The following is a 26,306-nucleotide window of genomic DNA, read 5'->3' as shown; positions in this document are numbered from 1 at the left end:
GTCCGGCCTGGTATCACCAGTCCATATAAAAGGTGGTGCCCCCTCAATGAGGGGGCACCACCTTTTATATACCGGGCGAGTCTGGTGTCTTCCCGATGCCCAGTGATTGATTATCTGGTCTTGATCTGCAGGTTGATGCTTGTTCCAGGGGTGACTTCCTCCTCGACTCTGACGGCGGACCCGTCATGCAGGTGGAGCACGCTGGCCTGGTATCGTCTGCTCTCGCCATTCAGCGTCACATCTTCCAGCATGGTGTTTGGTTGCATGGCGATCTGAAGGCTGACATGGAGGGTTTCGTCGGTCCGGTTGGTGAAATGGAGGGTGTTCCCATCCTGTCCGAAGTCGATTGTCCCCCCGCAGAAGGCCAACCCCTCCCAGGTGAAGCTTCTCCATGGCGTATAGGGGGCCACCTTGATGCTGCGGGTATCCTGGTCGCGCTCGATGCCCATGATGTCGTGGAGGAAGAAGCTGACGAATTCGCCGGCGCACCAACCGCACTTGCCCAGACCACGCTTGACTCGGGTCGGATCCTGCTCGGCATGTTCAAAGGGCCACCACCAGAATGAGCCGTCCAGGTCGGTGGTCTTGCGTAGTTCGAGCAGGCTCCGATTGAGCTCCTCCCGGGTGTTCGCCCGGCAGAGGCCATGGATGTGACCGGGATAGGTGATTCCATTGCTGTCATCGAAGTCCCAGAAGTCGATTCCTCCGGTAACCGGGGCGTAGTAGGGGTCGCTGGTGCTGTGGGCCCAGATGGCGTGATTGCGGATTCGTTCGTCGTCGCGGCTGGCGAACCCGTAGACCGATGCCAGGGTCAGGTCGCTCTCCTCTCCATCATGGACACCGATGATGGTTCCATCCTCGTTGGCTCCCTCCACGTACATGGGTATGCCGTCGATGGTTTGGACGCACTCATCGTGCAGTGACCGGCGAAGTTGGTCCGCTATGCTGCCTAGCTGCTCGGCCTGGTCTTCGTCCAGGAGGTTGGTGAAGTCCTCGGCCATGGCTTTGGCTGCCTTCCAGGCCAGTATGTTCGATCCGGTGTGGTAGTCGCCGCGAGAGGGTCCATCCGAGATGTACAGAGTCTCATAAAGGCGTCCGGGTTCCGGTCGTTTTGCGATCAGGTCCGAGGCGAGTCTGCGTATGTAATCGGAGAACACCACTTGGTTGACATGGAGGGCCTTTGCTCCGTACCGGTGCGTCAGCATCGAGGCCAGGACGACGGCCAGACAGGAGTTGCCCAGAGAGTGCTCGAATCCGCTGGCATCCGGGTGCATTCTGGCCTCGCGTTCCCAGGCCTGCTCTGGTATGCCGTATTGGGCCAGGAATTCGATCATCGGATTGGCCAGGTCAGGATTGCTGTCGACCAGCCCCATGGCGCAATATCCGAAGTCACGGGTCCACACATCAGGGAGTGGATTGGCGTTGGAGCCCCAGAACGAGCCGGCGGCCCGACCGTCGTCAAGGAGCAGGAGACTCTGCCGGGCCAGTTCGGCTGAGCGGGTTACCAGTTCGCCGTACCAGGGATCCTCGGGAATGGTCAGCCTGCCCAGGTTGTTGCGTCGGGCGGCCAGGGTCTCTTCAAGGGCCTTCCGGCAGTCTTGGATGCTGGCGTATGTGGTTAGATTCCTCCGGTCTTCGGAGAAATCGAGGACGGCAGCCACGTCCTGGCTCTCACCTGCTTCCAGATGGATCCTTCCGGTTCCTTGAAGGGGTATGTCAGGTTTTGAGGCATCCCGATCGATGCGGTCCTGGCTCTTCGGGTGGTCGTCCAGGAGATTGACCGACAGGGGGAGGGGAGCCGTTCCGTCCTTTCCTTGAACGGAGGTGAGGGTGGACAGGTCCACGTCCACCGGCCCACTGCCCTTGTTGGTCAGCCTGCACAGCTGGATCAGGCTCAGGGGCCGCCGCCCGCCCTGCTGCGGCACGAAGACCGTGGTCCGACTGTGAAGGCCGTCGATGCTTGCGTCGAAAACGGGAATGAGGTCATCAATGAAGGAGAGTGCGGGGGACTGGCTCCTGCGGCCATGGCAGGAGACCTGCAACCCCATGTGTCCCTGGCAGAATGCCATTTTCTTATATACGTAGACACCGGGAATGGTCTTGCCTCGTACGTCATCGAGTCCGACCGCGGTAACGGCTCTTCTGACCTGACCGCTCCTGTCCAGGGCGGCCAGGAGTCGGTTGTTGGACACATCCACGCTGAAGGGGTAGTCGGTGAACCTGCCCAGGTCGCACTCCATGACCATACCGTCGGGCCATTCGAGACCGGCTGCGGCGAAGAGGCTGGTCCTGTTTCGTGCCGCCCCTTTCCGGTCGTATCCCATCAGAGAGGTATCGGCGGTGGTTTCCTGGGTTTCCGGGGTTGGAACCGGCATCAATTGCTCCTTCCAGCAAGAGTGTGGAAAGTCCGTATCGCGCCGGGCATCGATCCTTGGCCGGCACACGTTCCAGGAGTCCCCTCATTGCGGATTCCTGCTTTCCTCAGCCAATGATAACGTATACATCGATAAAATCAAACGTCGAGATGACCTGACGGATACCTGTCAGTGTTCCGGGGGTGCCGTGGTGCTGCGGACAGCCAGGAAGGAGGGTTGGATCCGTACGCTCTCGGAGGGCTCCTGACCAGCGAGCAGTCCAAGGAGGGTAGTGGCCGCTGACCGTCCCATTTCGTAGGGGTCCTGGTGAATGGTGGTCAGCCCGATCTCGCGAGCATAGGTCGAATCGTCGAATCCGACCACCGACATGTCCCGAGGCACCATCCAGCCTGAGCGTTGCATGCAGAATATGAGTGGGAGGGCGTATTCGTCGTTCATGCAGATTACGGCCGTGGGGGGTCGATTCATCCTGGACAGCTGGGAAAGGGCGTAATCCGCCCGCGTCTCGTCCTTGGGCGCATGGATGACTGTGGGTTCCACCTGGTCGCCGAGCTTGGAGCAGGAGGAAAGAAAAGCCTGGAGTCGAGCACGGCCGTTCCACTTGAAGGACTCGGTATCCGGGTCCAGGCATACGTAGGCAATGCTGCGGTGTCCCTGGTTGAACAGGTGGTTGACAACCAGTTCCATGCTGCTGGTCTCGTCAATGCCGACCGTTGCAGAGAACTCCGGAATCGGCTCGGTGTTGATTCCCAATAGGGGGATGCCGGTCGTTGCCAGTTTGTCCGCTTCGGTGTGGGATATCTGGAAGGACACGACCATGACGGCATCAGCGTTGCGTTTGATGGACATGTCGGAGAAGAAGGCGTGACGCTCCTGAACATCGGATACGGCATAGAGGGGTATGTCGTATCCCTCGTCATGGAGGATGGAGTTCAGTCCCGCCAGGACGTGGGAGTCGTACCAGGAGTCCAACTCCCCGCCTGTCAGGAAAGCGATTCGTGATGACTTCCCCGATTTCAGGGCCGATGCGGATCTGGATATGGTGTAGTCAAGTTCCCGGGCGGCTTCGAGGACCTTCTTCCTGGTTTCCGGAAGCACCTTGTCGGGGAGGGTGAAGGTCCGGGAGACTGTGGCTATGGAGACCCCGGCCCGTTCGGCCACGTCCTGTATGGATGCTCCCACGGTGCCCCCCTCCATTCCCCCGCTCAGGCTTGCAATACCAAGGGAATACTATCATGGCGAGCTATGTGAGTGGATACGTATACATAGGATGCCTGGTTTTTAGTCAGCGCTCATCTCTTTCCCTGTAGCGCGAGTTTTGGTAGAGCGCTGATTTTAAGCCATTCCATCGTGACGACCTTATAGGGCTCTGATGTGCTTGCCAATAGTAGAAGTGGGTGCTAACGTTTACATCAACAATCGGGGTGCCAATGGCGGTTCAGGTGTTCACCATCCCGATGGGTTGCAATCGCAAGTCGAACTTCGGCATCAATCCAGGCCGGTTCGGACGGGCAGAGGAGAACTGTCAATGAAGATAAAAGAGAACAAGCTGATGCGTGCCATTACCGTGGGGCTTGCCGTGGTGGTTCTGGCACCCCTGTCTGCGTGTGCCGGCTCGGGAGGGGGCGAAGTGACAACCCTGAGCTTTTTCCAGACCAAGCCGGAAGCAGTGGAGGACTACTCCAGAATCATCGCGGATTTCGAGAAGTCGCACCCGAATATCAAGGTGGTGCAAAATCAGGTCTCATCCGCAGATACGGCTCTGAGGGCCCTCCTGGTCAAGGACCGCACCCCCGATGTCATAGCTCTGAACCCAAATGGAAGCATGGGTAAGATGGCCAAGGCCGGCGTCTTCTATGATTTCAGCAAGACTTCGATCGCCCCACGGGTGCGGCCGGCCATGCAGTCTGTGATTAACGGGCTGGGGCGCGACGGTGGGCAGATCAATATGCTTCCCTACGCAGGCAACGTCTGCGGCATCACCTACAACATCGATATTTTCAAACGCTACGGCATTGAGGAACCACGTACCTGGAAGGACCTTGAAAATGCCGTGACCGTGCTGGAGGCCAACGGAGTGGCTCCCTTCATCGGCACCCTTGGCGACCCCAACCGTGTTTCCACGCCCTTCGACGGCCTGGCACCTTATTACGACAATGACGGGTTCTGGGACAAGATGCGTGACGAGGGCAGGAGTGTGGGACCGGATTCACCCGTCTCCTTCGAAAAGAACTTCAAGCCTCTGTTGGAACGACTCCATTGGATATACCAGCACTCGACCAAGGATGTCAGAACCATGACATACGAGGACGGCAACTCGGCCTTCGCCAGGGGCGAGGGGGCCATGCTCCTGGCCGGGAACTGGTCCATGGCCCCGGTCACGCAGATCAACCCCAAGATACATATAGGCTTTTTCCCCTATCCGACGGACGACGCCAGGGATGCCATCCTGGTCTCGGGAGGGGATGTGGCCATCACCATGGGGGCCGATCCCAAGCATGAGAAGGAATCAATGGCCTTCATCGACTATCTCTTCTCCGATGAGGTGCAGCGCAGATTCGTCAAGTCCCAGCAGCTCATCCCCTCCCTCTCGTCCATTCCGGTCGATGAGGTCCCTACCCTGAAACCGGCGCAGTACTGGATCGATTCCGGCAGGATCAAGGGGTATGCGGATCATCAGATACCCTCAAGCATCAGTTACAACCCCATTCTGAACAAGGCCATGCTGGATGGCGACCTTGATTCGGCCCTGTCCACACTCGACAAGGAGTGGGGCAAGGTCGCGGCCAGGACCATCGAGTGAGCGGAGGCAATCCCATGACTATGACACAGGCTCGACCCGCAGTGGGCGGGGGTACGATGAGGCGCAAGCGCCGCAAACTGGCGGAGGCAACCTATTATTGGATGGTCTGGCCCTTTGTCATTCTGTTCGCCATCTTCCACACCATCCCCATGCTGGCCGGCATCTTCTTCAGCTTCACGAACTATGCCGGCTACGGCAAGTGGCGCATGGTAGGGTTCTCGAACTACATCAACCTCTTCGGGGACGACAGGGTTCTGCACTCCTACCTGTTCACCATATTCTTCTCCTTGGTGGCCACGATACTGACCAATGTCATTTCCCTGGCGGTCGCCCTGGCCTTGAATGCCAAAATCAAGGCCAGGAACTTCTTCAGGGGGATATTCTTCATACCCTACGTCCTGTCCATGCTCATCATCGGCTATGTCTTCCAGTTCTTCTTCTCCAAGTCGGTGCCGAGGATATTCTCTTCGATTCCCCTGCTCAGGGACAACATCCTGACCAACGAGCACTGGGCCTGGATTCCCATCGTCATCGTGACGGTCTGGCAGGCCTGTGCTTTCGCCATCATCATCTATCTGGCGGGTCTGCAGACCATACCCGAGGACCTGTATGAGGCCGCCTCGCTTGATGGGGCCACGGGGTTCAAGGCCTTCAAGTCCATCACCCTGCCCCTGATCATGGGGTACGTGACCATCAACGTGGTGCTCAACATCAAGAACTTCATGCAGGCCTTCGACCAGATAGTCGCCCTGACCGATGGAGGGCCTGGCATGGCCACCGAGTCCGTGACTTTGCAGATATACCAGGGAGGGTTCACGGGAGGGGAATTCGCCTACCAGTCCGCCGATGCCGCGATTCTCTTCCTTATTATCACGGCCTTCTCCTTTATCCAGCTCCGTTACCTTAATCCGAAGGAGGATTAAGAGCCATGACCGCCAGTCAAGTTATGAACTCAGCCCCGGCACAGTCGACCGATGCGTCGCCTCATACCGGAAGAAGCTTCGGCAGGCGCCTCCACGGTGTCAATTGGTGGTTGACGGCCCTGGTTGCCGTTTGCTCCCTGACCGTTCTGGTGCCGCTTTATTTCGCTGTTGCCATTGCCCTGAAGAGCCCTGAACAGTTGGCCCAGGGAACCGGCTTCGAGTGGCCGAACCCGGTGCACTGGAGCAATTTCGCCGAGGCCTGGCAGCGGACCAACTTCCCCAGCGCCCTGCTGAACACGGCACTGATAACGGTTTGCTCGGTGGTTCTGACCCTGCTGACCAGTTCCGTATTGGCCTATGCTCTGGCAAGAAACATGCACAGGCCGTTCTTCAAGATCGTCTACTACTACTTCCTGGCAGCCATGTTCATCCCCTTCCCGATCGTCATGTTGCCGGTCGTGAAAGAGACGGGTCTGCTCGGGTTGGACAATCAGGCCGGTCTGATTGTGCTCTATACCCTGTATGGGTTCTCGATGAACATCTTCCTCTACACGACCTATCTGCACTCCATTCCCATGGAGCTGGAGGAGGCCGCCCGGGTTGATGGCGCCTCTACCTGGCGGGTCTTCAGGCAGATCATTTTCCCCCTCCTGATGCCGATGAACGCTACGGTGGGCATCCTGACCTGTGTCTGGGCATGGAACGACTTCATCATGCCCTTGGTGGTGCTGACGGACCCCAGCGCAAGGACCCTGCCGCTGGCCCAGTATGTCTTCCAGGGTCAGTACAACACCAACTACACCGTGGCATTTGCTTCCTATCTGATGGCCATGGCGCCACTGCTGCTTGTCTATATCTTCTCCCAGCGGTGGGTCATCTCCGGTGTGGTTCGCGGCTCCGTCAAGTAGACGGATGGTTTGACCGGTCGTCCTCCTTATCATCAGAGCTGTCCGACACCAGGGTGCCGGACAGCTCTGATGCATGCATCGATTGCCGTTTTACTCCGCTCAGGGAGCGTATGGAAAGACGGCCCCTTCCAATGCCGGCCACGCCAGATGCGGGGGAGGGGTCAGTCCAGGTCGGTGTCCAGATCCCTGGGGTCCTTTGACGGATCGAATCCCGATACGATGTAGACCACGCGGCGGGCGGCCGAGACGCCGTGGTCGCCAAGGCGCTCCATGAAGCGGGCCACCAGGACCATATCGATCAACTGTTGCCTGGACCCCCTCCAATCGTCGGAAAGCGCATATTCAAACGTCTTTTGGTGGAGTTTGTCCATTTTGTCGTCGTTGATGATGATCCGCTCGGCAATGGTCGTGTCCCTGTCGGAGAGCATATCGACCAGGCGGTCGGCCAGGACGTCCAGGAACTCCTGCATCTGCTGGAAGAGGGGGACGACCTCTTCGGGCAGGGTGGGGTCGGGGTAGGACCGGCGGGCGGTCTCGGCGATATGCCGTGCCAGGTCACCCATGCGCTCGAAGGTCGCCGAAAGACTCAGCGTGGAGACCACTACACGCAAGTCGGTGGCCACAGGACTCTGCTTGGCCAGTAGCCTGATGCACTGGTCGATGATACTGGCGTGGAGGCGGTCGATGTCGGCATCGCCGTCGATGACTTCCTGGGCGGTCTCGACGTCGCACTTCAGCATGGAACGACCGGCCTTCTTGATGGCATCGCGGACACTCAGAGCCATACGGTCGAGGTCGTCGGCAACCAGCCCCAGTTCCTCGTTGAAGATCACTCGCATGTCTGTTCCCTTTCGGCCTTGGTCAACGGTATGGTCCCAGTCTATGCGACCGGGGCGGCAAGGAAAAGTCCGGAGCAAGCGGCGGGTGGGTGTGCTGAATCGGAATCGGGTATGCGAGAATGGTGCCGAAACGATCAATGGCAATCGGTCCACGACACGACGTCCACCGTCGGTGCAGAGAGACCGGAGGGAGTCGGCATATGGCATCGATCATGGCACGTCTGTGCAGCTTCCTGGGAGACCATGAGGAGGATGACGATCAGGAGGAAGAAGAGGACCTGGACGATTCGACCGAAGCCCTGCTTTCCCTGATTCCGGCAGCCACTGTGGTGGTCGATGGGGACGACGAGGTGGTCAGATCCAGTCCTGATGCCTACAGGCTCGGCATCGTCGGGAACGACGAGATATGCGACCAGCGAATCCTTGACGCAATCGCGCAGGTTCGCCGGTCCGGTGGGCGTCGGAGCCTGTCGCTGACGACAAGGACACCTACGGAATTCGCCGTCGATACCGTGGCCTCGATCGGAACGGACCAGGATGATAAGAATCCTCAGGGTACCGGTGCATCGGATGAGGGGTTGCCGGAAGATGGGGATGAAGAAGACATCGTCCGCGCCCGGGCCGTGTCCAGGACCAACTGGCTCAAGGTCACCCTGGGACGAGTAAACGACTCCCTGGTCGTGGTCCTCATTGACGATGTGAGTGAGTCGGTCAGGTTCGCGCGGACCAGGGATGCCTTCATGACCAATGTCTCGCGGCAGTTGCTCAAGCCGGTCCAGGCCCTGGAGGAGCTGGCCGCACAGCTCAAGACCACCTCAGATCTGGAGGGTGACGACCCCGACCTCCTCCGTAGCCACCTGCGCAGCGTCTCAAAGGATGCCTCCTCCGTGCAGCGGTACAGCGCCTACCTGGGGCACGTACTCAAGGACCTGCTCCTCCTGATTCGTGCTCAGGAGCGAATCAAACCCAGCAAGGAGAACACCCTGGATGTGGCCGGGGAAATCGAGGAAGTGGTTCGCGATGAGCGGGATAGCGCGGACCTGGCCGATGTCAGGTTGCAGTGGCGGTGTGACAGACCCCTGACCATCCATGGCGACGGGCAGCAGATCAGGGTGGCCCTGGCCAAACTGATCGAAAACGCCATCTCCTATTCACCGGAGGGCTCGACGGTCTCCCTGGTGGCGCAGCCGTCCAAGGACGGGCGCTTCGCGGTCATCAGGGTCATCGACCGCGGCAGGGGCATAGACAAGGCCGACCAGGGCCGGATATTCGAGCGGTTCTATCGTGCTGACAATCAGAATAAACAGACAGCCATCGGTATCGGGCTGGGATTGTCCATCGTCAAGCATGTAGCCCTGACCCATCATGGCTCCGTGACGCTATGGAGTGCGCCAGGACAGGGGAGTACCTTCAGCCTGATCCTGCCCCTGGCCGGGGAAGGCGACGAAGAGGACGTTACTCGGCCAACCGACGATAATCCCAACGGTTGAAATGCTCCCAGACAATCAGGAGTATGCCGACTCCCACACCGGAAAGGCAGACAATCAACGGCTTCGTGGTTTCGAATCCGATCAGTTTGAGGACTGCCATGACGGCCAGGACCAGGGTCCACACCACTGTTCCGAAAAGGAAGATCTTGCGCAGGTCGACCTGGACCGGCTTGGGGGAGGGTCTGCGTACATCCGGGTCGAAAATTGGGGCAAGCTTCATGGCTACCACTGTATCCGATTTCTCGACATCGGGCCATGTAGGTAACACCCGCGTCTTTGTCAATCTTGCTCAGAAACCGAGTCCTGTCATATCATGACGTGATTGGCGGGGGCCTTGTGCCCGATCTGTGCAATGACTTCTTCAGAAAGGGGCTTGTGTGTTTCCGATCCGAGCCGTGGAGAAGCATTACGCCTGGGGGTCCTATGACCGACTGCAGCAGATGTTCCACCTTGGTCAGGAGGGTGGCGGCAGCTCCGAACCCCTGGCAGAGATGTGGTTCAGTGGCCACGCTGAATCCCCGTCGGCCCTGACTCTTTCCGGTGGGGACACGGTTCCCCTGACCGATGCCATCCGGCGCGATCCCATGACCATGCTGGGCGAGCAGGATTCGCGGCTCTTCGGCCCGACCCTGCCCTACCTCTTCAAGGTAATATCCGCCCGGATACCCCTATCCCTCCAGGTTCACCCCTTGGATTTCGAAGCCCGGGCAGGATTCAACCGGGAGAACGCCGCCGGCATACCCCGGGAGGCGCCTGACCGTTCTTTCAAAGACACCCTGGCCAAAAACGAGATGGTGGTGGCACTGGAGCCCTTCACGGCCTCTGTAGGTTTCTCGCCGGTGGCTTTCCAGCTGACCCTCTTGCGCGCGGTCGACCACCCGCTGGCCCGATTGATGGCAGAGGCCCTGACTGCGCGGACCTTCCACATGGGGGTTCCCCCGGCCCAGTTCGCCCAAGCCGATGCCATGATGCCCGTCTCCTCGCTGATATGGCCGGACTCCAGGCGACGAATCTTTCGGGCCTTTCATACCGCCATCACGGCTCCGGAGGAGTCATCCGCCGCGCTTGGTGCCGCCCTTGAGTCGGCCAGCCAGAAGGTCAAGGGGCGTAAGACCCATGCCGTCATGGACAACGCTCTCCAGGCCGCACAAGCCTTCCCGGGAGACCCGTCGGTCCTGTGTCTGCTGATGCTCAACCCGGTCTGTCTGGAGGAGGGTGAGTCCGTTTATATTCCTGCGGGCACCCCTCATGCATATATCCACGGTACGGCGGCTGAGATCATGACCAACTCCGACAACGTGCTCCGTGCCGGCATGACCCCCAAGCACCGCGACATCCCCAACCTGTTGCGCAGTCTGGATTGCCAGCCCAACGCCCCTATCGACCCGTCCAGCTCCATGATCGCCACCCTGATCATGCACAACATGGTGACCTACAAACCCAAGATCAGCGAGTACATGCTGGTATATGGGAATGTGTCAGCGGGTGAGGCGGCCTGGCCCCTGATGGCAAGACTGAACCAGCGGTACGGTGACCTGATCGAGAAGCTGGGGCCGCGCCGGCTCATGATTCCCCGCAAGGGTCCACGCATCCTCCTCTGTACCGAGGGGGCGATCCAGTGTTCGACCGAGTACAGCTCCGTTACCTTGAAGCAGGGTCAGGCCGTCTTCATCCCGTCGGAGGACGGGCGGGTTGTCGTCACCCTGCCGCAATCTACCGTCCAGGAGACTGGAACGGCGACGGAGAACGGCTCCTTCCTTCTGGCCGCGACCCCTGTCTGAGTAGCGGCACCAGTTCGCTTTCGGTGGATAGAAAAGCCGACACGCCCGGATAAACACGCCGTAATTGAATGTCCCGGGCCACAATTGACCAACTTTTCGCCAGTCCGTATAATCCTTATGAACATGCGGTTGCTCAAGTTGGGTGGCGTACAGGGAGTGGGTTGAGTACGCCAGTATGGACAACCGATCACAGTTGTCGAACGTAGTGGTTTGGTTTAAGGTGTTCACCTGTGAAGTTTTAGAGTGGTACGACACGATAGTCGTGTTGGAACGCAATAGGAGTGATTGATATATGAAGCATGCTGCGCACAGGGCTCCGGCCAGGAAAGGCGCACGTATAGGCAGATTAGTGTCCCCTCCTTCGAGCTCCACCCAGCAGGATGGCATGGATGCCGATGATGCCCTGGTTGCGAAACTTAATGAGGTGGCCCCTCCTACACGTCGCTCCATTCGCCTGGCCGCCAAGGCCGAGGCACGTCGCGCACACCTTGTGACCGGTTCGGCCCTGACCGTTCTGGTCGGTGCCGCAGCTTCTTCTCTGACTTTCTCGCAGAACAGGAATGATGGGGTTTCCCCCATGGCCAGCAGTACCGGGAGCTATCTGGCCACTCCGGCCGGGTCCCTGGATTCGACCGTCTATGGCAGCACCACCGTTTCCCGTTCGGAGACCCGTCAGAGTCTTCCCACCGAGTCCCAGACGAATGAGGGTTCCTGGCAGCTCGGTGATAGTGATCTTGATGCTAGCCAGATGTCCAAGTCTCTGGCTGAGAATCCGGTTGTCGCCAACCTGATGGACGAGAACCGGGACGCGATTCCCGAGGGGTTCAACCCGAATCATGCCACTGGTGAGAGAGGCAACGCTTACGAGTTCAGCCAGTGCACGTGGTGGGCCTATGTTCGCCGTCATCAGCTGGGCCTGCCTGTCGGTTCCCACCTGGGCAATGGCATGAACTGGGCTAATTCGGCCAGGGCGCTGGGGTACTGGGTCGACAACACCCCCCGCAATGTCGGCGATGTGATCGTCTTCCAGCCGGGTCAGGAAGGGTCCGACATGACCTATGGTCATGTGGCAATCGTCGAGAAGATCAACCCCGATGGTTCGATAGTTACTTCGGAGTGCGGTGCCGTCATGAACGGCAAGACCTATTCCCGCACCCTGACCAATGTTCACGCGCTGCAGTACATCCACTACTGAGCGCAATCCCTGAATTCCCGGGCGGCCTGTTCGGGAGTTCATCACTGTGCCGGGCTTCCCGCCACCTCGGTGCGTTCGCTCATTTCATATCGGATGCACCTGAGCATTGAACAGTCATCAGTTGTTGTGTTAGGATTGTAATTGATGAATAACTTACACAAAAAAGTGACTCGTCTTGTGACAGCCGCCCTGTGCGGTTCCTTGCTTGCAGGTATCCCTGCTGTGGCTAATGCCGCTGGTAGTGCGGATTCTGCTGTTGCCTCGTCACGATCTTTCACACCTCATAACAGGGTGAAGGCAAACCTTCTTGATGAGTCGATTTCGACTACGGTCGAAAAGGACTCCAACTGGGGTGGCATTGAATCCCTGGATGTTCCTGTGACCAAGTCCCAGGCGGAAAAGGATGCCGAGGCCCGTCAGGCGGCCCGCGCTGCTCAGGCCGCCCAGGCCGCTCAGAACGCCCAGACAAGGAATCAGTCCGGAGTTGCCAGCCGCTCCAGTCAGCGGGCTACTCAGCAGGTTGCCGTTGATGATGCCCCTGTGACCGGGACCGGTCAGGATGTCGTTAGCTACGCCATGCAGTTCCAGGGTGTCCCTTATGTTTTTGGTGGTGAGACCCCGAGCGGATTCGACTGCTCAGGATTCACCAAGTACGTTTTTGCCCACTTCGGAATCGCGCTTCCGCACAATGCCGATGCTCAGGCCGGATTCGGCACGCCGGTCAGCACTCCTGCCCCCGGTGACCTGATGGTTGCTCCCGGGCACGTGGCCATCTATGTGGGTAACGGATACATGATTCATGCCCCCGCTCCGGGCCAGACCGTCAAGGTACAGGCTCCCTACCGGTCTTTCGAATACAGGAGACTGGTCTGACGTTACCGAGGTCGGTTAAGCAAAAAGGCCGACTGGAATAGGACTTGCCAAGCGCCCCCTTTTGGGGGCGCTTTTTGTGTGCAGGTCAGGTTTCTGCGGGCCGGTTGCGGCAGTTGGCATGAGTGCTGGAATCCCTGTCGCGGCAGACGCAGGTCATGGAAGGCGTTTTGTCCTTGGGCGTGTTCCCCGTCCGCCGACTTATTTGTGGAACGCGAGTGAGCTATTCTGACAGTAGAGCGATACCGGGTTGCAGTATCGCCTTGAGCACAAGGAGGTCGTCTCATGAGCAACGATAAGGCTGTTCTGGTAGGTGTCGACGGTTCGGATGCGAGTTACAAGGCTGCCTGGTGGGCTGCCAATTTCGCCAAGCATGCAGGTCTGACTTTGCAAATCGTATGCGCATACTCCCTGCCAAGCTATGCAGCGGTTTCATTCGATGCCACCTATACCACCATGGGCGATGATGTGGCCGCCCACAATGATGCTCAGGAGATCCTCTCCAAGGCCAAGGCCATCGCTGATGACCAGGGTGTCAGCGCGGCGACACTGATTGTCACCGGCGACCCCTCCTCGGTCTTTGTCGAGCTCAGCCGTAACTACAAGCTCATAGTCATAGGAAACAGGGGCAAGGGTGGACTGGCCGAGCGTCTGTTGGGTACCACCAGTTCAAGTCTGCCTGCCTACGCTTACTGCCCGATTGTGGTCGTGCCCTATACCGACGATGATGGGAACCTGATGCACCTGAACAATCAAATCAGGAGCGTGGCAGTCGGATCGGACGAATCGAAGTGGGGACTGAAGGCCCTGCAGATTGCCGCCGGGTTTGCCGACAGCTGGGGGGCTGAGCTGAACGTCATGTCGGCCGTTCCCAACATCTCGGGCCTGACGGGTACCGGATCGGCGGAGGAGCAAAGCGTCATGGAATCGTACATGGACGATTTGAACACCCGTATCGCCCCTTTGCTGAAGACCTACCCCAATCTTCATGTGACCAAGAGTGTGGTGCCTGGTTCGGCGGTTGAGGCCCTTACCCAGGCCAGCAAGACCCATGATGTGGTGGTTGTCGGATCCCGAGGTCGCGGAGGCTTCACCGGTCTCCTGCTGGGGTCAACGAGCCAGGGCCTGCTGCAGCATGCCGTGAGCCCTGTCTACGTGGTCCCCCGTAAGTACGTGGAGGCCGAGGAGTCCGGGCTCAAGGCCGCCGCAGAGGGCGGTCTGATTGTCGAAACGAAGGACATCGATCAGATAACCGGAGTGGAACAGGTCTCCGTCGATACGGCGAAACCTGAGCAGCTGGCCGATATCGAGTCCACGATTGACCCGGAACGCCGGAAGTAAGGGCGAAAGACCTGATCTCCTGACATTCGCGTAAGGAATTGAGCCTAGATGGTGGTACGTCGGCCGACTTTATGATTGCCGGGCAGGATTCAGATACAAGGAAGACCCTCTGGGAGGAACTCCAACCCAGAGGGTCTTCCTTGTATGCGAGTTGACTTGCGCAGACCTCGTCCGGTGTCAGTGACGAACCTTGACGGACAGCCTGACCGGGGTCTCATGCTCATAGGTGTGCTCGACCGTGCAGGCCTTGGCGATGTGACGACGGATCCGCTCCTCGAGCTTGTCGGCATCCTCCTGGCTCAGATGGGCATCGGTGGCATCCACGTCCACCTGCTCTGTGAAGTTCAGGTAGGCGTCGTCATCAGGGTCATAGGTCCCGTCGACGACTATCCTGGCGCCCTTACCCTCGCCAAGTGAGTTCTCGATGGCGAACTGGCTGGACAGGGCCCCACAGCCGGCCAAGGCGATTTTCATCAGGTCGCCGGGGTTGAACTGTCCCTTACCCTTGCCGAACTTGATGTGGGCGCCCTCATCCGAATAAGCGTCCCAGGAACCGTCCTTGTTGCGTTCCACCCACAGTCTCTTTCCCATGTTTCCTCCTTGGTCGGGTATCCCATAAAGGGGCACCGGTCGCCGTCGGCACCTGCCGTCGGTCCTGTTTTCTTCAATCTAACCCTAACCGACCACATTGGCCGTTATTCTTTGTCACCGGCGTAGAGGTGGTGCAGGAAGGCAGCAGGCAGAGGATGAGGCGTCGATCCGGGGGAGGGGCAATGACCGGCGTCCGCGGTTGGGACTGCGGGAGGAGTCCTCCCGCTCCAGTCCAGAGATTCAGCTCCTGGGGAGGATACGGCTTGGTAGACTGGCTACCATGGTTTTGTCCCAAGAACAGTTGCAGGAAATTCGTTCCAGGATTCCGGAACGCCCACAGACCGATATCCCCATGCCCTATGAGGATCTGGTCCGCAGGATACTCATGGAGGGCAACCTCAAATCGGACAGGACCGGGACGGGTACGATCTCCCTCTTCGGTCAGCAGATGAGGTTCGACCTCTCCTCCTTCCCCCTGCTGACGACCAAGAAGGTCTACTTCCGCGGCATTGCCTACGAATTGCTTTGGTTCCTCAAGGGGTCGCAGAACGTGCGCTGGCTTCAGGAGCACAACGTGCATATCTGGGACGAATGGGCGGACCCGGAGACTGGCGATCTGGGTCCTGTATACGGGGTGCAGTGGCGCAGCTGGCCCGCGCCGACCCCGGATGACCCCAACCGGACCATCGACCAGATTCAGAAGGTCATCGACCTTATCAAGACCCATCCCGACTCCCGTCGGATGATTGTCAGCGCTTGGAATCCCGCCGAAATCGATCAGATGGCCCTACCGCCCTGCCATGCCCTCTTCCAGTTCTATGTGGCAGACGGTCGCCTGAGCTGTCAGCTGTACCAGCGCTCCTGTGACATGTTCCTGGGCGTTCCGTTCAACATTGCCTCGTACTCGCTTCTCACCATGATGATGGCCCAGCAGGCCGGCCTTGAACCCGGGGAGTTTGTATGGACCGGTGGGGACTGCCACGTTTACGACAACCATATCGATCAGGTCCTGGAGCAACTCTCCCGTGCGCCTTACCCCTATCCTGGGATGCGGATCCGGAAGGCTCCTTCGATTTTCGAATACCAGTATGAGGACTTCGAACTGGTCGACTACCAGAGCCATTCGGCCATCAAAGCCCCGGTGGCCGTCTGAGAGTGCGCCCGGATAAGCTTGCGCCGTCAGTGCAGGCGATTATCATGGACTCGTATATCCAACTCTTCACGAGGAGTGAACGCAACAGATGGAGCATGACAGTAGTAGCCGTAGCGGCTATCACGAACCCGAGCCCGGGCAGGCCGGGCTTTTAGGTGGTGAGGATTGGCAGGATCTGGAAGGTGACATCGAACGTCCTTCGTCCGTCAATCTGATCTGGGCACAGGCGAGGTCCATGGATGGACGGCCTGGTGCCATAGGAAATCAGAATGGGATGCCCTGGCATCTCAGTGAGGATATGAGGCACTTCAAGGAGCTGACCATATCCCACCCCGTGGTCATGGGGCGTAGGACCTGGGAGTCCATGGGGTCCAAGCCGTTGCCCAACCGGGACAACATCGTCGTCACGACCGATCCCCGGTACCGGGCACCGGGTGCCACGGTGGTTTCGGCCGCAGAGGATGCCCTGGATCTGGCCCGGCAGGAGACCATACCTGCGGACGGGATGGACCGGGGGGAGATCTGGATCATCGGTGGGGCCAAGCTCTTCGAGCACTTCTTCTCCCTGGCCGACCGTGCCTTTGTGACAGACCTGGACCTTGAGGTCCCCGCCGATACCTTCATGCCCGACATGGATGATCTGGTCCAGGAGCGGTTCTGGCGGGTGGCCGAGCAGGGGGAATGGCAGGTCCCGGCCGATTCCGAACAGCGCTCCAGGATTGGACGGTATCGTTTCACGACATATGAGAAGGTGCGATGATGGGCACAGGCAAGAAGGAAGGCACTCGCGAGTCGGGGCCATATACGGTCATGACGGTCTGCACCGGCAACATCTGCCGCTCGCCCATGGCGGAAATCATTCTCCGGAAGTTCTTTGCTGATCGGGGGTTTGAGAGCGATAGGGTCGTGGTCCAATCCAGTGGGGTCAGCGACGAGGAGTTCGGCAACCCCATAGACCGCCGTGCCCAGAAGGTCCTGCGTGATCGGGGGTACGAGGTGCCTGCCGATCACTTCGCCCATCGCATCAGCCGGGAGGAGGCTGACGAGTCGGATCTGCTTCTGCCCATGACCGCTGAGCATATGAGATCCCTGCTTCGTCTTCTTCCGGCGGAAAAACGTCAGGCCGTCCACCTGTACAGGAGTTTCGATCCGGATCTGCCCAAGCCGGCACCCGGGCAGGAGAGCAGGATTGATCTGGTCGACCCCTGGTATGGCGGCTCCCATGAATTCGAAGTGGCCATCGACCAGATTGAGCACACGGCCCCTTACATTGTCGATTGGGTGATTGAGCGGCTCTGAATGAGGAGGGGCTGCAACACTTCTGTAGTTGCGCCCATTGTTGCCTCTGCAGGATACGCCTGGGGTTGCTGATTGTGGTGGTGGTCGGGGCAAATCTGCCTCGGCCACCATTGTCTATTGGACCGCCTCGCCCAAGCGTTGGTCGCCTCGGCAAGATATGGAAAATCCCTCTTACCACAAGGGGAGAGGGATTTGTGCTGGTGGCTCCGAGCGGGATCGAACCGTTGACCTAGCGATTTTCAGTCGCTCGCTCTACCAACTGAGCTACAGAGCCATGAACAGTCGAAAAGACCCGGACGAACCGGGCCAGACCATTCAGAGCGACTCCGGCCGGACTTGAACCGGTGACCTCCGCCGTGACAGGGCGGCGCTCTAACCAACTGAGCTACGGAGCCGTGGCTGCGTGAACAGCCAAGAGAAAAGTCTACATGACGGCCGAGGGATTGCAAGCCCCCGGCGCGTCGTTGATGGAAACGCCGTATCAGTCGGTCTGGTTCCAGGTGGCCACGTCGATGTGGTGGTCTGGATTGGCCTGCCATGCCTCCCATGCGGACTCGACGATGTCGTGCACGTTGTACTTGGCATGCCAGCCCATTTCCGTATTGATGCGAGAGGGGTCGCCGATGAGGTGTGGCGGGTCGCCTGCGCGGCGCGGTTTGACGGCCTCGGTGAAGGGGAGACCGGTGACCTTCTTGACCTCGTCGACGATTTGGCGGACCGAGGTGCCCTCTCCGGTTCCGACATTGAAGGCGTCGTACTTGCGTTCATCCTGGTTCAGGTATCCCAGGGCTGCGATGTGGGCATCGGCCAGGTCGGAAACGTGGATGTAGTCGCGTACGCAGGTGCCATCGGGGGTAGGGTAGTCGTCGCCGAAGATGGCTGGCGCCTTGCCCTGCTTGAGCCTATCGAAGAGCATGGGGATGAGGTTGAGGATGGCGGGATCTTCGAGTTCCACGGGTCCGCAGCCGGCTACGTTGAAATAGCGCAGGGCGCAGAAACGGATGCCATGAGGTTTTTCGCAGGACCGGGCCATCCACTCGCCAACGAGTTTGGTCTGCCCGTAGGGGTTGATCGGGAGCATGGGCTGAACGTCCTCGGGCACCACGTCGACAGGGGGCTCGCCGTAGGTGGCGGCCGAGCTTGAGAAGACCAGCTTCTTGGCATCCGTCTTGGCCATGGCTGCCAGGACATTGATCATGCCGTTCAGATTCTGTCGGTAGTACCAGATGGGCTTCTCCATCGACTCTCCGACCTGCTTGCGGGCGGCGAAGTGGATGACCGAGTCGACATCGTTCTCCCTGATGATTTCAATCAGGCGTTCATCGGCTCCGGGTGCGGCTACGTCTGCTCCGTAAAGACGGGCATTGCCAATGCGGGAGGGTTTGCCGTAGCTCAGGTCGTCGACCACAACGACCTCCGTGCCGGCTTCCTGCAGGGCGTGGACCACATGGGCACCGATGTACCCACATCCACCTGTAACCATAACTGACATGCGTATGCCTTTCCTGTCGATAACCGGCCCGGAGGCTTGTTCGGTTTTGCAATATTGTGTTATCTTTTGTTACATATTGAGTATATCACGGGCACATATTCATGCCATGCCCATGTTCATGCACTTTCTAGGATATATAGGAGATGTGATGAGCACAGAAACACAGAGCAATGCCGGCCGGCGGTCCATCGTCTCGTATGTGAGGCGGTCCGAGAAACTCAACGACCGACTGGCGAGGGCCTGGTCTGAGTATTCCTCCCGTTATCTTCTCGACCTGGGCCAGGCAGAGGGTTCGCTGGCGGTAGGTGAGGGTTTCCGCTTTGATTCCGCAACGGTCGAATCGATCTGGGGCAGGAAGGCCCCACTGATTGTGGAAATCGGATCCGGTCAGGGGGAGAATGTTGTTGCTTCGGCCCGGGAGCATCCCGATTGGAATTACCTGGCCCTGGAGGTCTATCAGCCAGGGTTGGCCCATACCATGTTGATGGCGGGGAAATCCGAACTGGATAATCTGCGTCTTGCCCAGGTCAACGCCCCGGACCTCCTGACCCGAATGGAATCAGGACTGATCGCCGAAGTCTGGACCTTCTTCCCCGACCCCTGGCCCAAGATGAAGCATCACAAGCGTCGTCTGGTCCAACCGGCTCTGGCTGATGACCTGGCGGATTGCCTGGAACCTGGAGGGGTCTGGAGAATAGCGACCGACATCGAGGATTATGCGCTGCATGTGCACGAGGTGATGGACGCGAATCCGCGATTCAGAAACCTGGGCAATCTGCAGGTAAGTCTGCCCACCCAGCATGTCGGCAAGGGAACGGCAGACCAGGCCGAGACCCTTCCTCATGCTGCCTTTATGGAGTCTGATCGGTTCGACGGCAGAATCGTGACCAACTTCGAGCGGAAAGGCATCGAAGCAGGTCGGGTCATCCATGATCTGACGTATCAGGTCTCTCCCGTACGGTGACCCGGCCCGAAGGATATCTCGCTTGAATCCTCCGAAGCGCACGGAAGGTGGCGGGAGCCATCGGTCGATCGCGAAACTTGTCGAGGAGGTTCCCGGGAGGGCGGGTATGTGCCTGGTCGTTTCTGTCTGGGGGAGTAAGGGAGGCCCGCGATGGTCAAGAGGATAGTGGTGGGGATGCTGGCTCATGTCGATGCCGGCAAGACCACGCTCTCAGAGGCCATGCTGTATCAGGGAGGACGGATTCGCCGTCTGGGCAGGGTCGATCATGGCGATGCCTATCTGGACACCTCGGATCTGGAGCGGCAGCGTGGTATCACCATCTTCTCCAAGCCGGCCCAGCTGACCTATCGAGATGTGGATCTGACCCTTGTCGATACACCCGGCCATATGGATTTCGCCGCCGAGATGGAACGGACCTTATCGGTGTTGGACTATGCCCTTCTCGTTATCGACGCCACCTCCGGGTTGGAGGGATATGCCGACACGCTTTGGCGACTTCTGGCACGATATGGGGTACCCACCTTCATCTTCGTCAACAAGCTCGATGCAGTAGGTGCCGATGCCACCCGCATTCTCGATGCATGCAGGCATCGTTGGTCTCCGGGCTGCTTTGATTTGAGTCGAGGACTTGATTGCAACGACGCGGAGGATGTTGCCCTGCTTGACGAGGGCATCATGGATGAATACCTCAAGTCCGGATGTATTGCGGATGAGAGTCTGGCAAGATTGGTGGCTGATCGCCGTCTCTTTCCCTGTTTCTTCGGATCCGCCCTTCGGCTGGATGGGGTGGATGCCCTTCTTGAAGGACTGGAGCGGTACACCCTATCGCCCGTGTACGGTACGGAGTTCGGTGCCAGGGTCTTCAAGATATCGCATGACGACAAGGGCGCCAGATTGTCCTGGCTTAAGGTGACTGGTGGTGATCTGCCAGTCAAATCCTCTTTGGATACGGAGGTGGGCAGACCCACCGGGGATTCCGGGAAGGCCGACTGTACTGGGGCCAACGAGACGGTTGACCAGCTCCGTGTCTATTCCGGGTCCACCTATACCTTGACGGACTGTGCCCGGGCAGGCGGCATCGTGGCGGCAACCGGCCTGGACCTGACCCGACCTGGGCAGGGTCTCGGGTGTGAGTGGAAGGACCAGACGCCGGTTATGGAGCCGGTGCTTACCTATGCGGTGGTGACTGAGGGGTTGGACCCACACTCGGTGTTGCACGCATTGCGCATCTTGGAAGATGAAGATCCCCTCCTGCACGTGGTCTGGCAGGAACGGCTCCGGGAGATTCACCTGCGCCTCATGGGTCAGGTTCAGTTGGAAGTGATACAGGAGGAGCTGGATCGACGATTCGGCATACAGGTCTCCTTCAGTCAGGGCGGGATTTTATACAGGGAGACGATTGCGGCTCCGATTGAAGGGGTCGGGCATTTCGAGCCCCTCCGACACTATGCCGAAGTCCACCTGCTCCTGGAACCCACAGAGCCGGGGAGTGGTCTCAGTTTCGCATCGGACTGCAGCCTCGACCGTCTAGACGGGAACTGGCAACGGCTCATCATGACCCACCTGGCTGAAAAGGAGCACCTGGGGGTTCTGACGGGAGCACCCATTACCGATATGCGCATCACCCTCTTGGACGGCCGCGGGCACATCAAACACACAGAGGGAGGGGATTTCCGCCAGGCCACCTACCGGGCCGTCCGACAGGGGCTGATGAAGGCGCACAATATCCTGCTGGAGCCTTGGTATCATTTCAGGCTCACCATCCCCCAGGCGAATCTGGGCAGGGCCATGTCGGATATCTACCGGATGAAGGGGAACTTTGCGGAGCCGCAGACGGACGGCGATGCTGTCGAACTGGAGGGGGACGCGCCGGTATCGCAGATGCGCGATTACGCCATGGAGGTCAGCACCTACAGCCATGGCTGCGGGCATCTGACATGCGTCTTCAACGGATATCGCCCCTGCCAGGACCAGGACGCAGTGGTGGATTCCGTCGGTTATGACCCTGAATCCGATCTGGAGAGCACCTCTGACTCGGTCTTCTGCGCCCACGGGGCCGGGTATACGGTCAAATGGAACAGAGTGGAGGATTTTATGCATCTTCCCGGCGGTGCGTATATCTGAATCCCGGAGTCCCCGTTTTGGAAAGTGCGGATCGGGTATTCTCCAGGCATGGGTTATGCCGTGACCAATAGTGGAACAAGTGTGTACTAGGTTGGCTCGGAATAGCCTGAAACAGCTTGATTCGCGTTATTTGGGTGCAGTCTGCCAACTTCTGATTAGCGGTTGAATTCCGCCATTTTCCGGCTTTTCTCTGGTACCCCCGGAGAGAGTCGAACTCTCGTTGTCAGATTGAAAGTCTGGTGTCCTAACCGTTAGACGACGGGGGCGAACGTGCCTATAATACCTGGCTCCCCCGGACCAGGCAAGCCTGGTGTGCCGTGTCGGGGGAGAGAGGCTGTATAGGGGGGCATGGAAGACGGCTTGATCAGTCTTCCTGATCCATCTCCTGCTCATGGCGGTGGAAGAGCTCCATCTGCTCGCTGATCCATACCCGTTCCGCCGGGTTGATGTCAGCTGATTCCAGGTACTTCTGGTAAACGGGGTAGAAGGCCCGCAGGATCGGATAGAGGGCGTAAAGCGTGTGTTCCGGTTTCTGTTCGCGAGTGTGCTGGGGGTGGGCGTCGAAGGTGTTCTTGAACCGCTGCATGTAGTGGCGGAAGGAGGTGAAGGAGGTATCCATCCTGCGGGCCGATATGCCCGCGTTCATGTCCTTGCAGTAGACGGTTTTGAACCCCTGGTCGATCAGGTGGAGGGAGACATCGACATCCTCGTGCAGAATGTCGGCCTTGTCTCTGCAGACCTCGTTGCGGATGGCCTTCCATGCCGTGGCGCGAAGTGCCATGTTGGAGCCATACAGCAGGTACTGGCCATCGTCGGCACGATAGATGGCCTTACGTATGGTGTCATCGCCCTTAAGGCCGATCTTCTTTCCGGGCATGTCGTAGTATGCGACAGGGCCGGTGGCCCCCATGGCATCCGGGTCCTCGGTGAAAGTACGGCTGACCACCTCGACCCAGTTCGGTCTCAGCATGCAGTCAGCATCGATTCGGCCGAGAATGTCACCCTTGGCCCTGTCCAGCCCGTAGTTCCGGCTGGGAATCAATCCCTGGTCCTTGTCCTGATGGAGAAGTTCCACGTGCTGGTCGGGATTGCGGTCGATGAAGTCCTGGACGATGGCCGCTGTGCGGTCGGTGGACTTGTTGTCCACGACCAGAACCTCGAGCGGGGCCTGACTTTGCCTGGTGGCATTGACGAGGCAATCACCTATGCGATCCTCCTCGTTCCAGGCAGGAATGACTATGGAAACGGTCAACATGGTTTACAGGATACGTGTCACGGGATACACCGGAAGAAAATCGGCAGGCCGGACGGATTCCCGAGGGCTCTCTCCCCGGGGTCGAATCATGTCAGCATGATTGGGATAATGGAGACCATGGCGAACGATAAAAAGCAGCTGTTCGATTTTGCGACTGTCTTCCCGCCCAAGGGTGACCCCCGCAGACCACCGGAGTGGTTCGGTCGGGCCCTCTTCTATGTGGTCATCGCGGTGTTCCTGGCCTGGTTCGCCTATTCATCCTGGTGGAAGCTTGAATTCCTGGTGCTGGACGTGATTATCTCGGTCTTCGTCGCCCTGGCCATGGAACCCCTGGTGGTCAACCTGGTCCGGCACGGTTGGAAGCGGGGCGCGGCGTCGGCTGTCACCCTGATCGGGTTGATTATCGTTGTCATCGTCCTGATGGGTTTGTTCGGCAACCTTTTTGTCAAGCAGCTGATCGGCATGGTCAATGGGGCTCCGGCCTTCTATGACCAGATAGTGGATTTCATCGGGAAGTACACCCAGTGGCGCATGCCTCCCATGCAGGATCTGGGGGGTGAGATAGCCAAGAACATCCAATCCTCCTGGGTGACTGATTTCGCCGGTCAGGCCGTGAACACGACCGTGGGCTTCTTCGGGGTCATCATCAACATGATGACCGTTCTTCTGGTCACCTACTACATTTCCGCAGCCGGTCCGAAACTGCGCAGGAGCCTTTGCCAGTGGCTGGGCCCCAACAGCCAGCGGCGTTTCCTCTTCGTGTGGACCATCGCCCAGGATCAGATTTCCAGCTTCCTCTTCAGCAGGACCATCCTGGCCCTGATTTCAGCAGCCTGCATGTCGGTCTTCCTGGTCGCCCTCAAGGTGCCCTACTGGTTGCCGCTGGCCCTGTTCTGCGGCCTCGTTTCCCAGTTCGTCCCCACCATCGGCACCTATATCGGAGGTGCCATACCGATTGTGGTGGCCTGGGGGAGCAAGGGGCTCCTGATCGCCGTGGCTGTCCTTGTCTACATCATCATCTACCAGCAGATAGAGAACCTTATCCTGGCGCCGAAGATATCGGAGCGGACCATGGACCTGAATCCGGCCGTGGCCTTCCTTTCCGTCCTGGCATTCGGCGCTGTCTTCGGAGCTCTCGGGGCCTTCCTGGCTCTGCCTCTTGCCGCCAGCTTCCAGGCGATTTTCAACGCTTCCATCAAACACTATGAGCTGATTGATTCTCCGCTGATGCAGGATCCCAAGCCGGTAGGAAAGTCCAAGGTGGTCGAGAGCGTCGAGGCCTTCAACGAGCACGTGGTCCAACCGGTCACCAATCACGTAGGTGCCCGGTCGGCCAAGGGGAGCAGTGCCCGGGTGAGCGTTCAGGATCCTGTCTCCAGGATTGCGGAACAGCTTTATCGGCCGCCGACGGCGGAGGACCTTGACGAGTCACGGACCGTTGCCATTCCCAAGTCCGACAAGGCCAAGGGCAAGAGTCCGCTCAAGGGGGCCGAGGGTGGTGAAGCAGGGCAGGGAAACCCTGAATCCGGAAGTCCTGCGCAATCCTCCCAAGAGGCTAATCCTCGTAAGGGGTGGCGCTGATGGCCTTTTTGAAGGTGCTTGACATCCTCATGATGATTCTGGGGTCGGTCGGCGTGGTCTATCAGGCCATCTGCATCGTAACCTCATTCGTGTCCAAACCTGTGGTCTTCCCCAAGGCCCCTTATAACAAACGTTTCGCGGTCCTGATTTCGGCCCGTAACGAGGAGGGTGTGGTCGGGACGCTGATCGACTCCATCCAGTCGCAGACCTATCCCAGCAGTATGGTCGACATCTGGCTGGTGGCCGACAACTGCACCGATGATACGGCCGGGCTGGCCCGGTCCAAGGGCTGTCACGTGGTCGAGCGGCAAGACTCCGAACGGATAGGCAAGGGGTACGCCCTCTCCTATCTTCTCGACAACATCATCAGCCAGGGGTACTCAAAGCAGTATGACGCCTTCTTCGTCTTCGATGCCGACAACCGGCTTGACCGTCACTACATCGAAGAGATGAACAAGGCCTTCCAGTCCGGGTTCCGTATCCTGACCAGTTATCGCAACTCCGTCAACTTCTCCGACAACTGGGTTTCCTCGGGATCGGCCCTGTGGTTCATCAGGGAATCGCGCTTCCTCAATTCCTCCAGGATGGTCTTCGGGTCCAGCTGCCACGTGGGCGGTACAGGATTCATGTTCTCCAGGGAGGTCATGGAGCGCAACAATGGTTGGAAATTCCACCTTCTGACCGAGGATCTGGAGTTCACCATGGATTCCGTTCTCCACGGTGACAGGATCGGGTATTGCGGCACCGCAATCCTCTATGACGAGCAACCCGTAACCTTCAAGCAGAGCTGGCGACAGCGGTTGCGGTGGAGCAAGGGCTTTCTCCAGGTCTTCCGCTACTACGGGCCTGCCCTGATAAGTCGTGCTTTCAGGGAGCGTGACTTTTCGGCAGTCGATCTGACCATACTGATCTGCCCTTTGACCGTTCTTGCCGTCATCCGTTGCGTCTTCGGTGTCCTGTTCCCCGCCCTCGGCTTTGTGACCTGGGGGAGTCAGATAACGGAACTGGTGGATTGGGTGGCTTCTGCGCTCCTGGGCATTCTGGCATTGATGGGTCTGGCTGCCATCACCGTCCTGGCTGAGCGTGACAAGATTGGCGCTTCCAACAAGGAGCTCTTCGCATACTGCCTGAGTTTCCCAATCTTCATGTTGAGCTACCTGCCCATCTCCTTCCAGGCCATCTTCGCCAACCCGGGATGGAAACCCATCGAGCACAGCGGGAAATAGGCTATCTCCGGAGACCCGGGCGCGAGGGCCGGGGCCGGGGTGGACTAGGCTGTCTGATGTTCATACCCGTTCCCCCGGGGTGGGGGTCTTCCTCGC

22 protein-coding genes and 3 tRNA genes are annotated in these 26,306 nt (G+C 58.9%); 15 read left to right on the top strand and 10 right to left on the bottom strand.

Features of this window, described 5'->3' with window-relative positions:
• Positions 1-110: 110 nt before the first annotated feature.
• Positions 111-2,375, bottom strand: coding sequence for a hypothetical protein (locus tag bcor_RS05455; protein ID WP_033497678.1), 2,265 nt, complete (start codon positions 2,373-2,375; stop codon positions 111-113).
• Between the two features lie 168 nt (positions 2,376-2,543).
• The gene (locus bcor_RS05450; protein WP_033490572.1) at positions 2,544-3,557 is read right to left on the bottom strand and encodes a LacI family DNA-binding transcriptional regulator; all 1,014 of its coding nucleotides are present in this window, start codon (positions 3,555-3,557) and stop codon (positions 2,544-2,546) included.
• Between the two features lie 346 nt (positions 3,558-3,903).
• Between bcor_RS05450 and bcor_RS05445 the strand changes: the two genes are divergently transcribed.
• The 3 genes from bcor_RS05445 to bcor_RS05435 are packed head-to-tail and all read left to right on the top strand — an operon-like array spanning position 3,904 to position 7,009.
• The gene (locus bcor_RS05445) at positions 3,904-5,178 is read left to right on the top strand and encodes an ABC transporter substrate-binding protein (RefSeq protein WP_033497680.1); all 1,275 of its coding nucleotides are present in this window, start codon (positions 3,904-3,906) and stop codon (positions 5,176-5,178) included.
• 14 nt (positions 5,179-5,192) lie between these two features.
• Positions 5,193-6,101 carry a carbohydrate ABC transporter permease gene (locus bcor_RS05440; protein WP_081870419.1) on the top strand — a complete coding sequence of 303 codons (909 nt, stop codon included), beginning with the start codon at positions 5,193-5,195 and terminating at the stop codon, positions 6,099-6,101.
• 23 nt (positions 6,102-6,124) lie between these two features.
• Positions 6,125-7,009 (top strand): carbohydrate ABC transporter permease, encoded by an 885-nt coding sequence (locus bcor_RS05435; protein WP_033497682.1) that lies wholly within the window; start codon positions 6,125-6,127, stop codon positions 7,007-7,009.
• A 161-nt stretch (positions 7,010-7,170) separates the two neighbouring features.
• Here bcor_RS05435 and phoU read toward each other — a convergent pair whose 3' ends face one another.
• The gene (gene phoU / locus bcor_RS05430) at positions 7,171-7,848 is read right to left on the bottom strand and encodes a phosphate signaling complex protein PhoU (protein WP_033497683.1); all 678 of its coding nucleotides are present in this window, start codon (positions 7,846-7,848) and stop codon (positions 7,171-7,173) included.
• Between the two features lie 200 nt (positions 7,849-8,048).
• Between phoU and bcor_RS05425 the strand changes: the two genes are divergently transcribed.
• The gene (locus bcor_RS05425) at positions 8,049-9,338 is read left to right on the top strand and encodes a sensor histidine kinase (RefSeq protein WP_051875708.1); all 1,290 of its coding nucleotides are present in this window, start codon (positions 8,049-8,051) and stop codon (positions 9,336-9,338) included.
• Here bcor_RS05425 and bcor_RS05420 read toward each other — a convergent pair.
• Complete coding sequence (locus tag bcor_RS05420) at positions 9,304-9,558, bottom strand: hypothetical protein (protein WP_033490566.1); 255 nt, start codon at positions 9,556-9,558, stop codon at positions 9,304-9,306. The genes bcor_RS05425 and bcor_RS05420 overlap by 35 nt on opposite strands.
• Before the next feature lie 157 nt (positions 9,559-9,715).
• Here bcor_RS05420 and manA point away from each other — a divergent pair, with 157 nt between their 5' ends.
• The 4 genes from manA to bcor_RS05400 all read left to right on the top strand — a co-directional run bounded on the left by manA (position 9,716) and on the right by bcor_RS05400 (position 14,525).
• Positions 9,716-11,119 carry a mannose-6-phosphate isomerase, class I gene (gene manA, locus bcor_RS05415; RefSeq protein WP_033497685.1) on the top strand — a complete coding sequence of 468 codons (1,404 nt, stop codon included), beginning with the start codon at positions 9,716-9,718 and terminating at the stop codon, positions 11,117-11,119.
• A 292-nt stretch (positions 11,120-11,411) separates the two neighbouring features.
• The gene (locus bcor_RS05410) at positions 11,412-12,314 is read left to right on the top strand and encodes a CHAP domain-containing protein (RefSeq protein WP_033490562.1); all 903 of its coding nucleotides are present in this window, start codon (positions 11,412-11,414) and stop codon (positions 12,312-12,314) included.
• Between the two features lie 291 nt (positions 12,315-12,605).
• Positions 12,606-13,187, top strand: a complete 582-nt coding sequence (locus bcor_RS07710; RefSeq protein WP_051875707.1) for a C40 family peptidase — start codon at positions 12,606-12,608, stop codon at positions 13,185-13,187.
• Between the two features lie 282 nt (positions 13,188-13,469).
• Positions 13,470-14,525, top strand: a complete 1,056-nt coding sequence (locus bcor_RS05400; RefSeq protein ID WP_033490558.1) for a universal stress protein — start codon at positions 13,470-13,472, stop codon at positions 14,523-14,525.
• Between the two features lie 177 nt (positions 14,526-14,702).
• On the opposite strand, the gene bcor_RS05395 is transcribed toward bcor_RS05400, so the two are convergent.
• Positions 14,703-15,116 (bottom strand): OsmC family protein, encoded by a 414-nt coding sequence (locus bcor_RS05395; protein WP_033490556.1) that lies wholly within the window; start codon positions 15,114-15,116, stop codon positions 14,703-14,705.
• A 280-nt stretch (positions 15,117-15,396) separates the two neighbouring features.
• On the opposite strand from bcor_RS05395, the gene bcor_RS05390 reads away from it, so the two are divergent.
• The 3 genes from bcor_RS05390 (at position 15,397) to bcor_RS05380 (ending at position 17,568) form a co-directional block, all read left to right on the top strand.
• A complete protein-coding gene (locus tag bcor_RS05390; RefSeq protein ID WP_033497690.1) occupies positions 15,397-16,269 on the top strand; it encodes a thymidylate synthase in 873 nt (290 codons plus the stop codon).
• 88 nt (positions 16,270-16,357) lie between these two features.
• On the top strand, positions 16,358-17,029 hold the full coding sequence (locus tag bcor_RS05385) for a dihydrofolate reductase (RefSeq protein WP_033497692.1): 672 nt from the start codon (positions 16,358-16,360) through the stop codon (positions 17,027-17,029).
• A complete protein-coding gene (locus tag bcor_RS05380; RefSeq protein ID WP_051875706.1) occupies positions 17,029-17,568 on the top strand; it encodes a low molecular weight protein-tyrosine-phosphatase in 540 nt (179 codons plus the stop codon). Before bcor_RS05385 ends, bcor_RS05380 begins: the two co-directional genes overlap by 1 nt.
• A 198-nt stretch (positions 17,569-17,766) precedes the next feature.
• On the opposite strand, the gene bcor_RS05375 is transcribed toward bcor_RS05380, so the two are convergent.
• The 3 genes from bcor_RS05375 to galE form a co-directional block, all read right to left on the bottom strand.
• A tRNA-Phe gene (locus tag bcor_RS05375) sits at positions 17,767-17,842 on the bottom strand.
• A gap of 47 nt (positions 17,843-17,889) precedes the next feature.
• Positions 17,890-17,963 (bottom strand) — tRNA-Asp (locus bcor_RS05370).
• Between the two features lie 86 nt (positions 17,964-18,049).
• On the bottom strand, positions 18,050-19,060 hold the full coding sequence (gene galE / locus bcor_RS05365; RefSeq protein WP_033497693.1) for a UDP-glucose 4-epimerase GalE: 1,011 nt from the start codon (positions 19,058-19,060) through the stop codon (positions 18,050-18,052).
• A gap of 148 nt (positions 19,061-19,208) precedes the next feature.
• Between galE and trmB the strand changes: the two genes are divergently transcribed.
• Together trmB and bcor_RS05355 are read left to right on the top strand one after the other, a co-directional pair.
• Positions 19,209-20,024: a tRNA (guanosine(46)-N7)-methyltransferase TrmB gene (gene trmB, locus bcor_RS05360; protein ID WP_033497694.1), complete on the top strand. Its 816-nt coding sequence runs from the start codon at positions 19,209-19,211 to the stop codon at positions 20,022-20,024.
• Between the two features lie 150 nt (positions 20,025-20,174).
• The gene (locus bcor_RS05355) at positions 20,175-22,148 is read left to right on the top strand and encodes an elongation factor G (protein ID WP_033497695.1); all 1,974 of its coding nucleotides are present in this window, start codon (positions 20,175-20,177) and stop codon (positions 22,146-22,148) included.
• A gap of 191 nt (positions 22,149-22,339) precedes the next feature.
• Here bcor_RS05355 and bcor_RS05350 read toward each other — a convergent pair.
• Both bcor_RS05350 and bcor_RS05345 read right to left on the bottom strand, forming a co-directional pair.
• Positions 22,340-22,414: transfer RNA gene (locus tag bcor_RS05350), tRNA-Glu, on the bottom strand.
• A 98-nt stretch (positions 22,415-22,512) separates the two neighbouring features.
• Positions 22,513-23,403, bottom strand: a complete 891-nt coding sequence (locus tag bcor_RS05345) for a glycosyltransferase family 2 protein (protein ID WP_033497696.1) — start codon at positions 23,401-23,403, stop codon at positions 22,513-22,515.
• A gap of 117 nt (positions 23,404-23,520) precedes the next feature.
• On the opposite strand from bcor_RS05345, the gene bcor_RS05340 reads away from it, so the two are divergent.
• On the top strand, positions 23,521-24,984 hold the full coding sequence (locus bcor_RS05340; protein WP_033497909.1) for an AI-2E family transporter: 1,464 nt from the start codon (positions 23,521-23,523) through the stop codon (positions 24,982-24,984).
• A complete protein-coding gene (locus tag bcor_RS05335; RefSeq protein ID WP_033497698.1) occupies positions 24,984-26,210 on the top strand; it encodes a glycosyltransferase family 2 protein in 1,227 nt (408 codons plus the stop codon). Before bcor_RS05340 ends, bcor_RS05335 begins: the two co-directional genes overlap by 1 nt.
• The last annotated feature ends 96 nt before the right edge of the window (positions 26,211-26,306 follow it).

Source organism: Bifidobacterium coryneforme (genome assembly GCF_000737865.1).
In the GTDB taxonomy this organism is placed as follows: domain Bacteria; phylum Actinomycetota; class Actinomycetes; order Actinomycetales; family Bifidobacteriaceae; genus Bombiscardovia; species Bombiscardovia coryneformis.
Note: the sequence above shows the minus strand (reverse complement) of the source record. Positions and strands in the feature narration are given on the sequence as shown.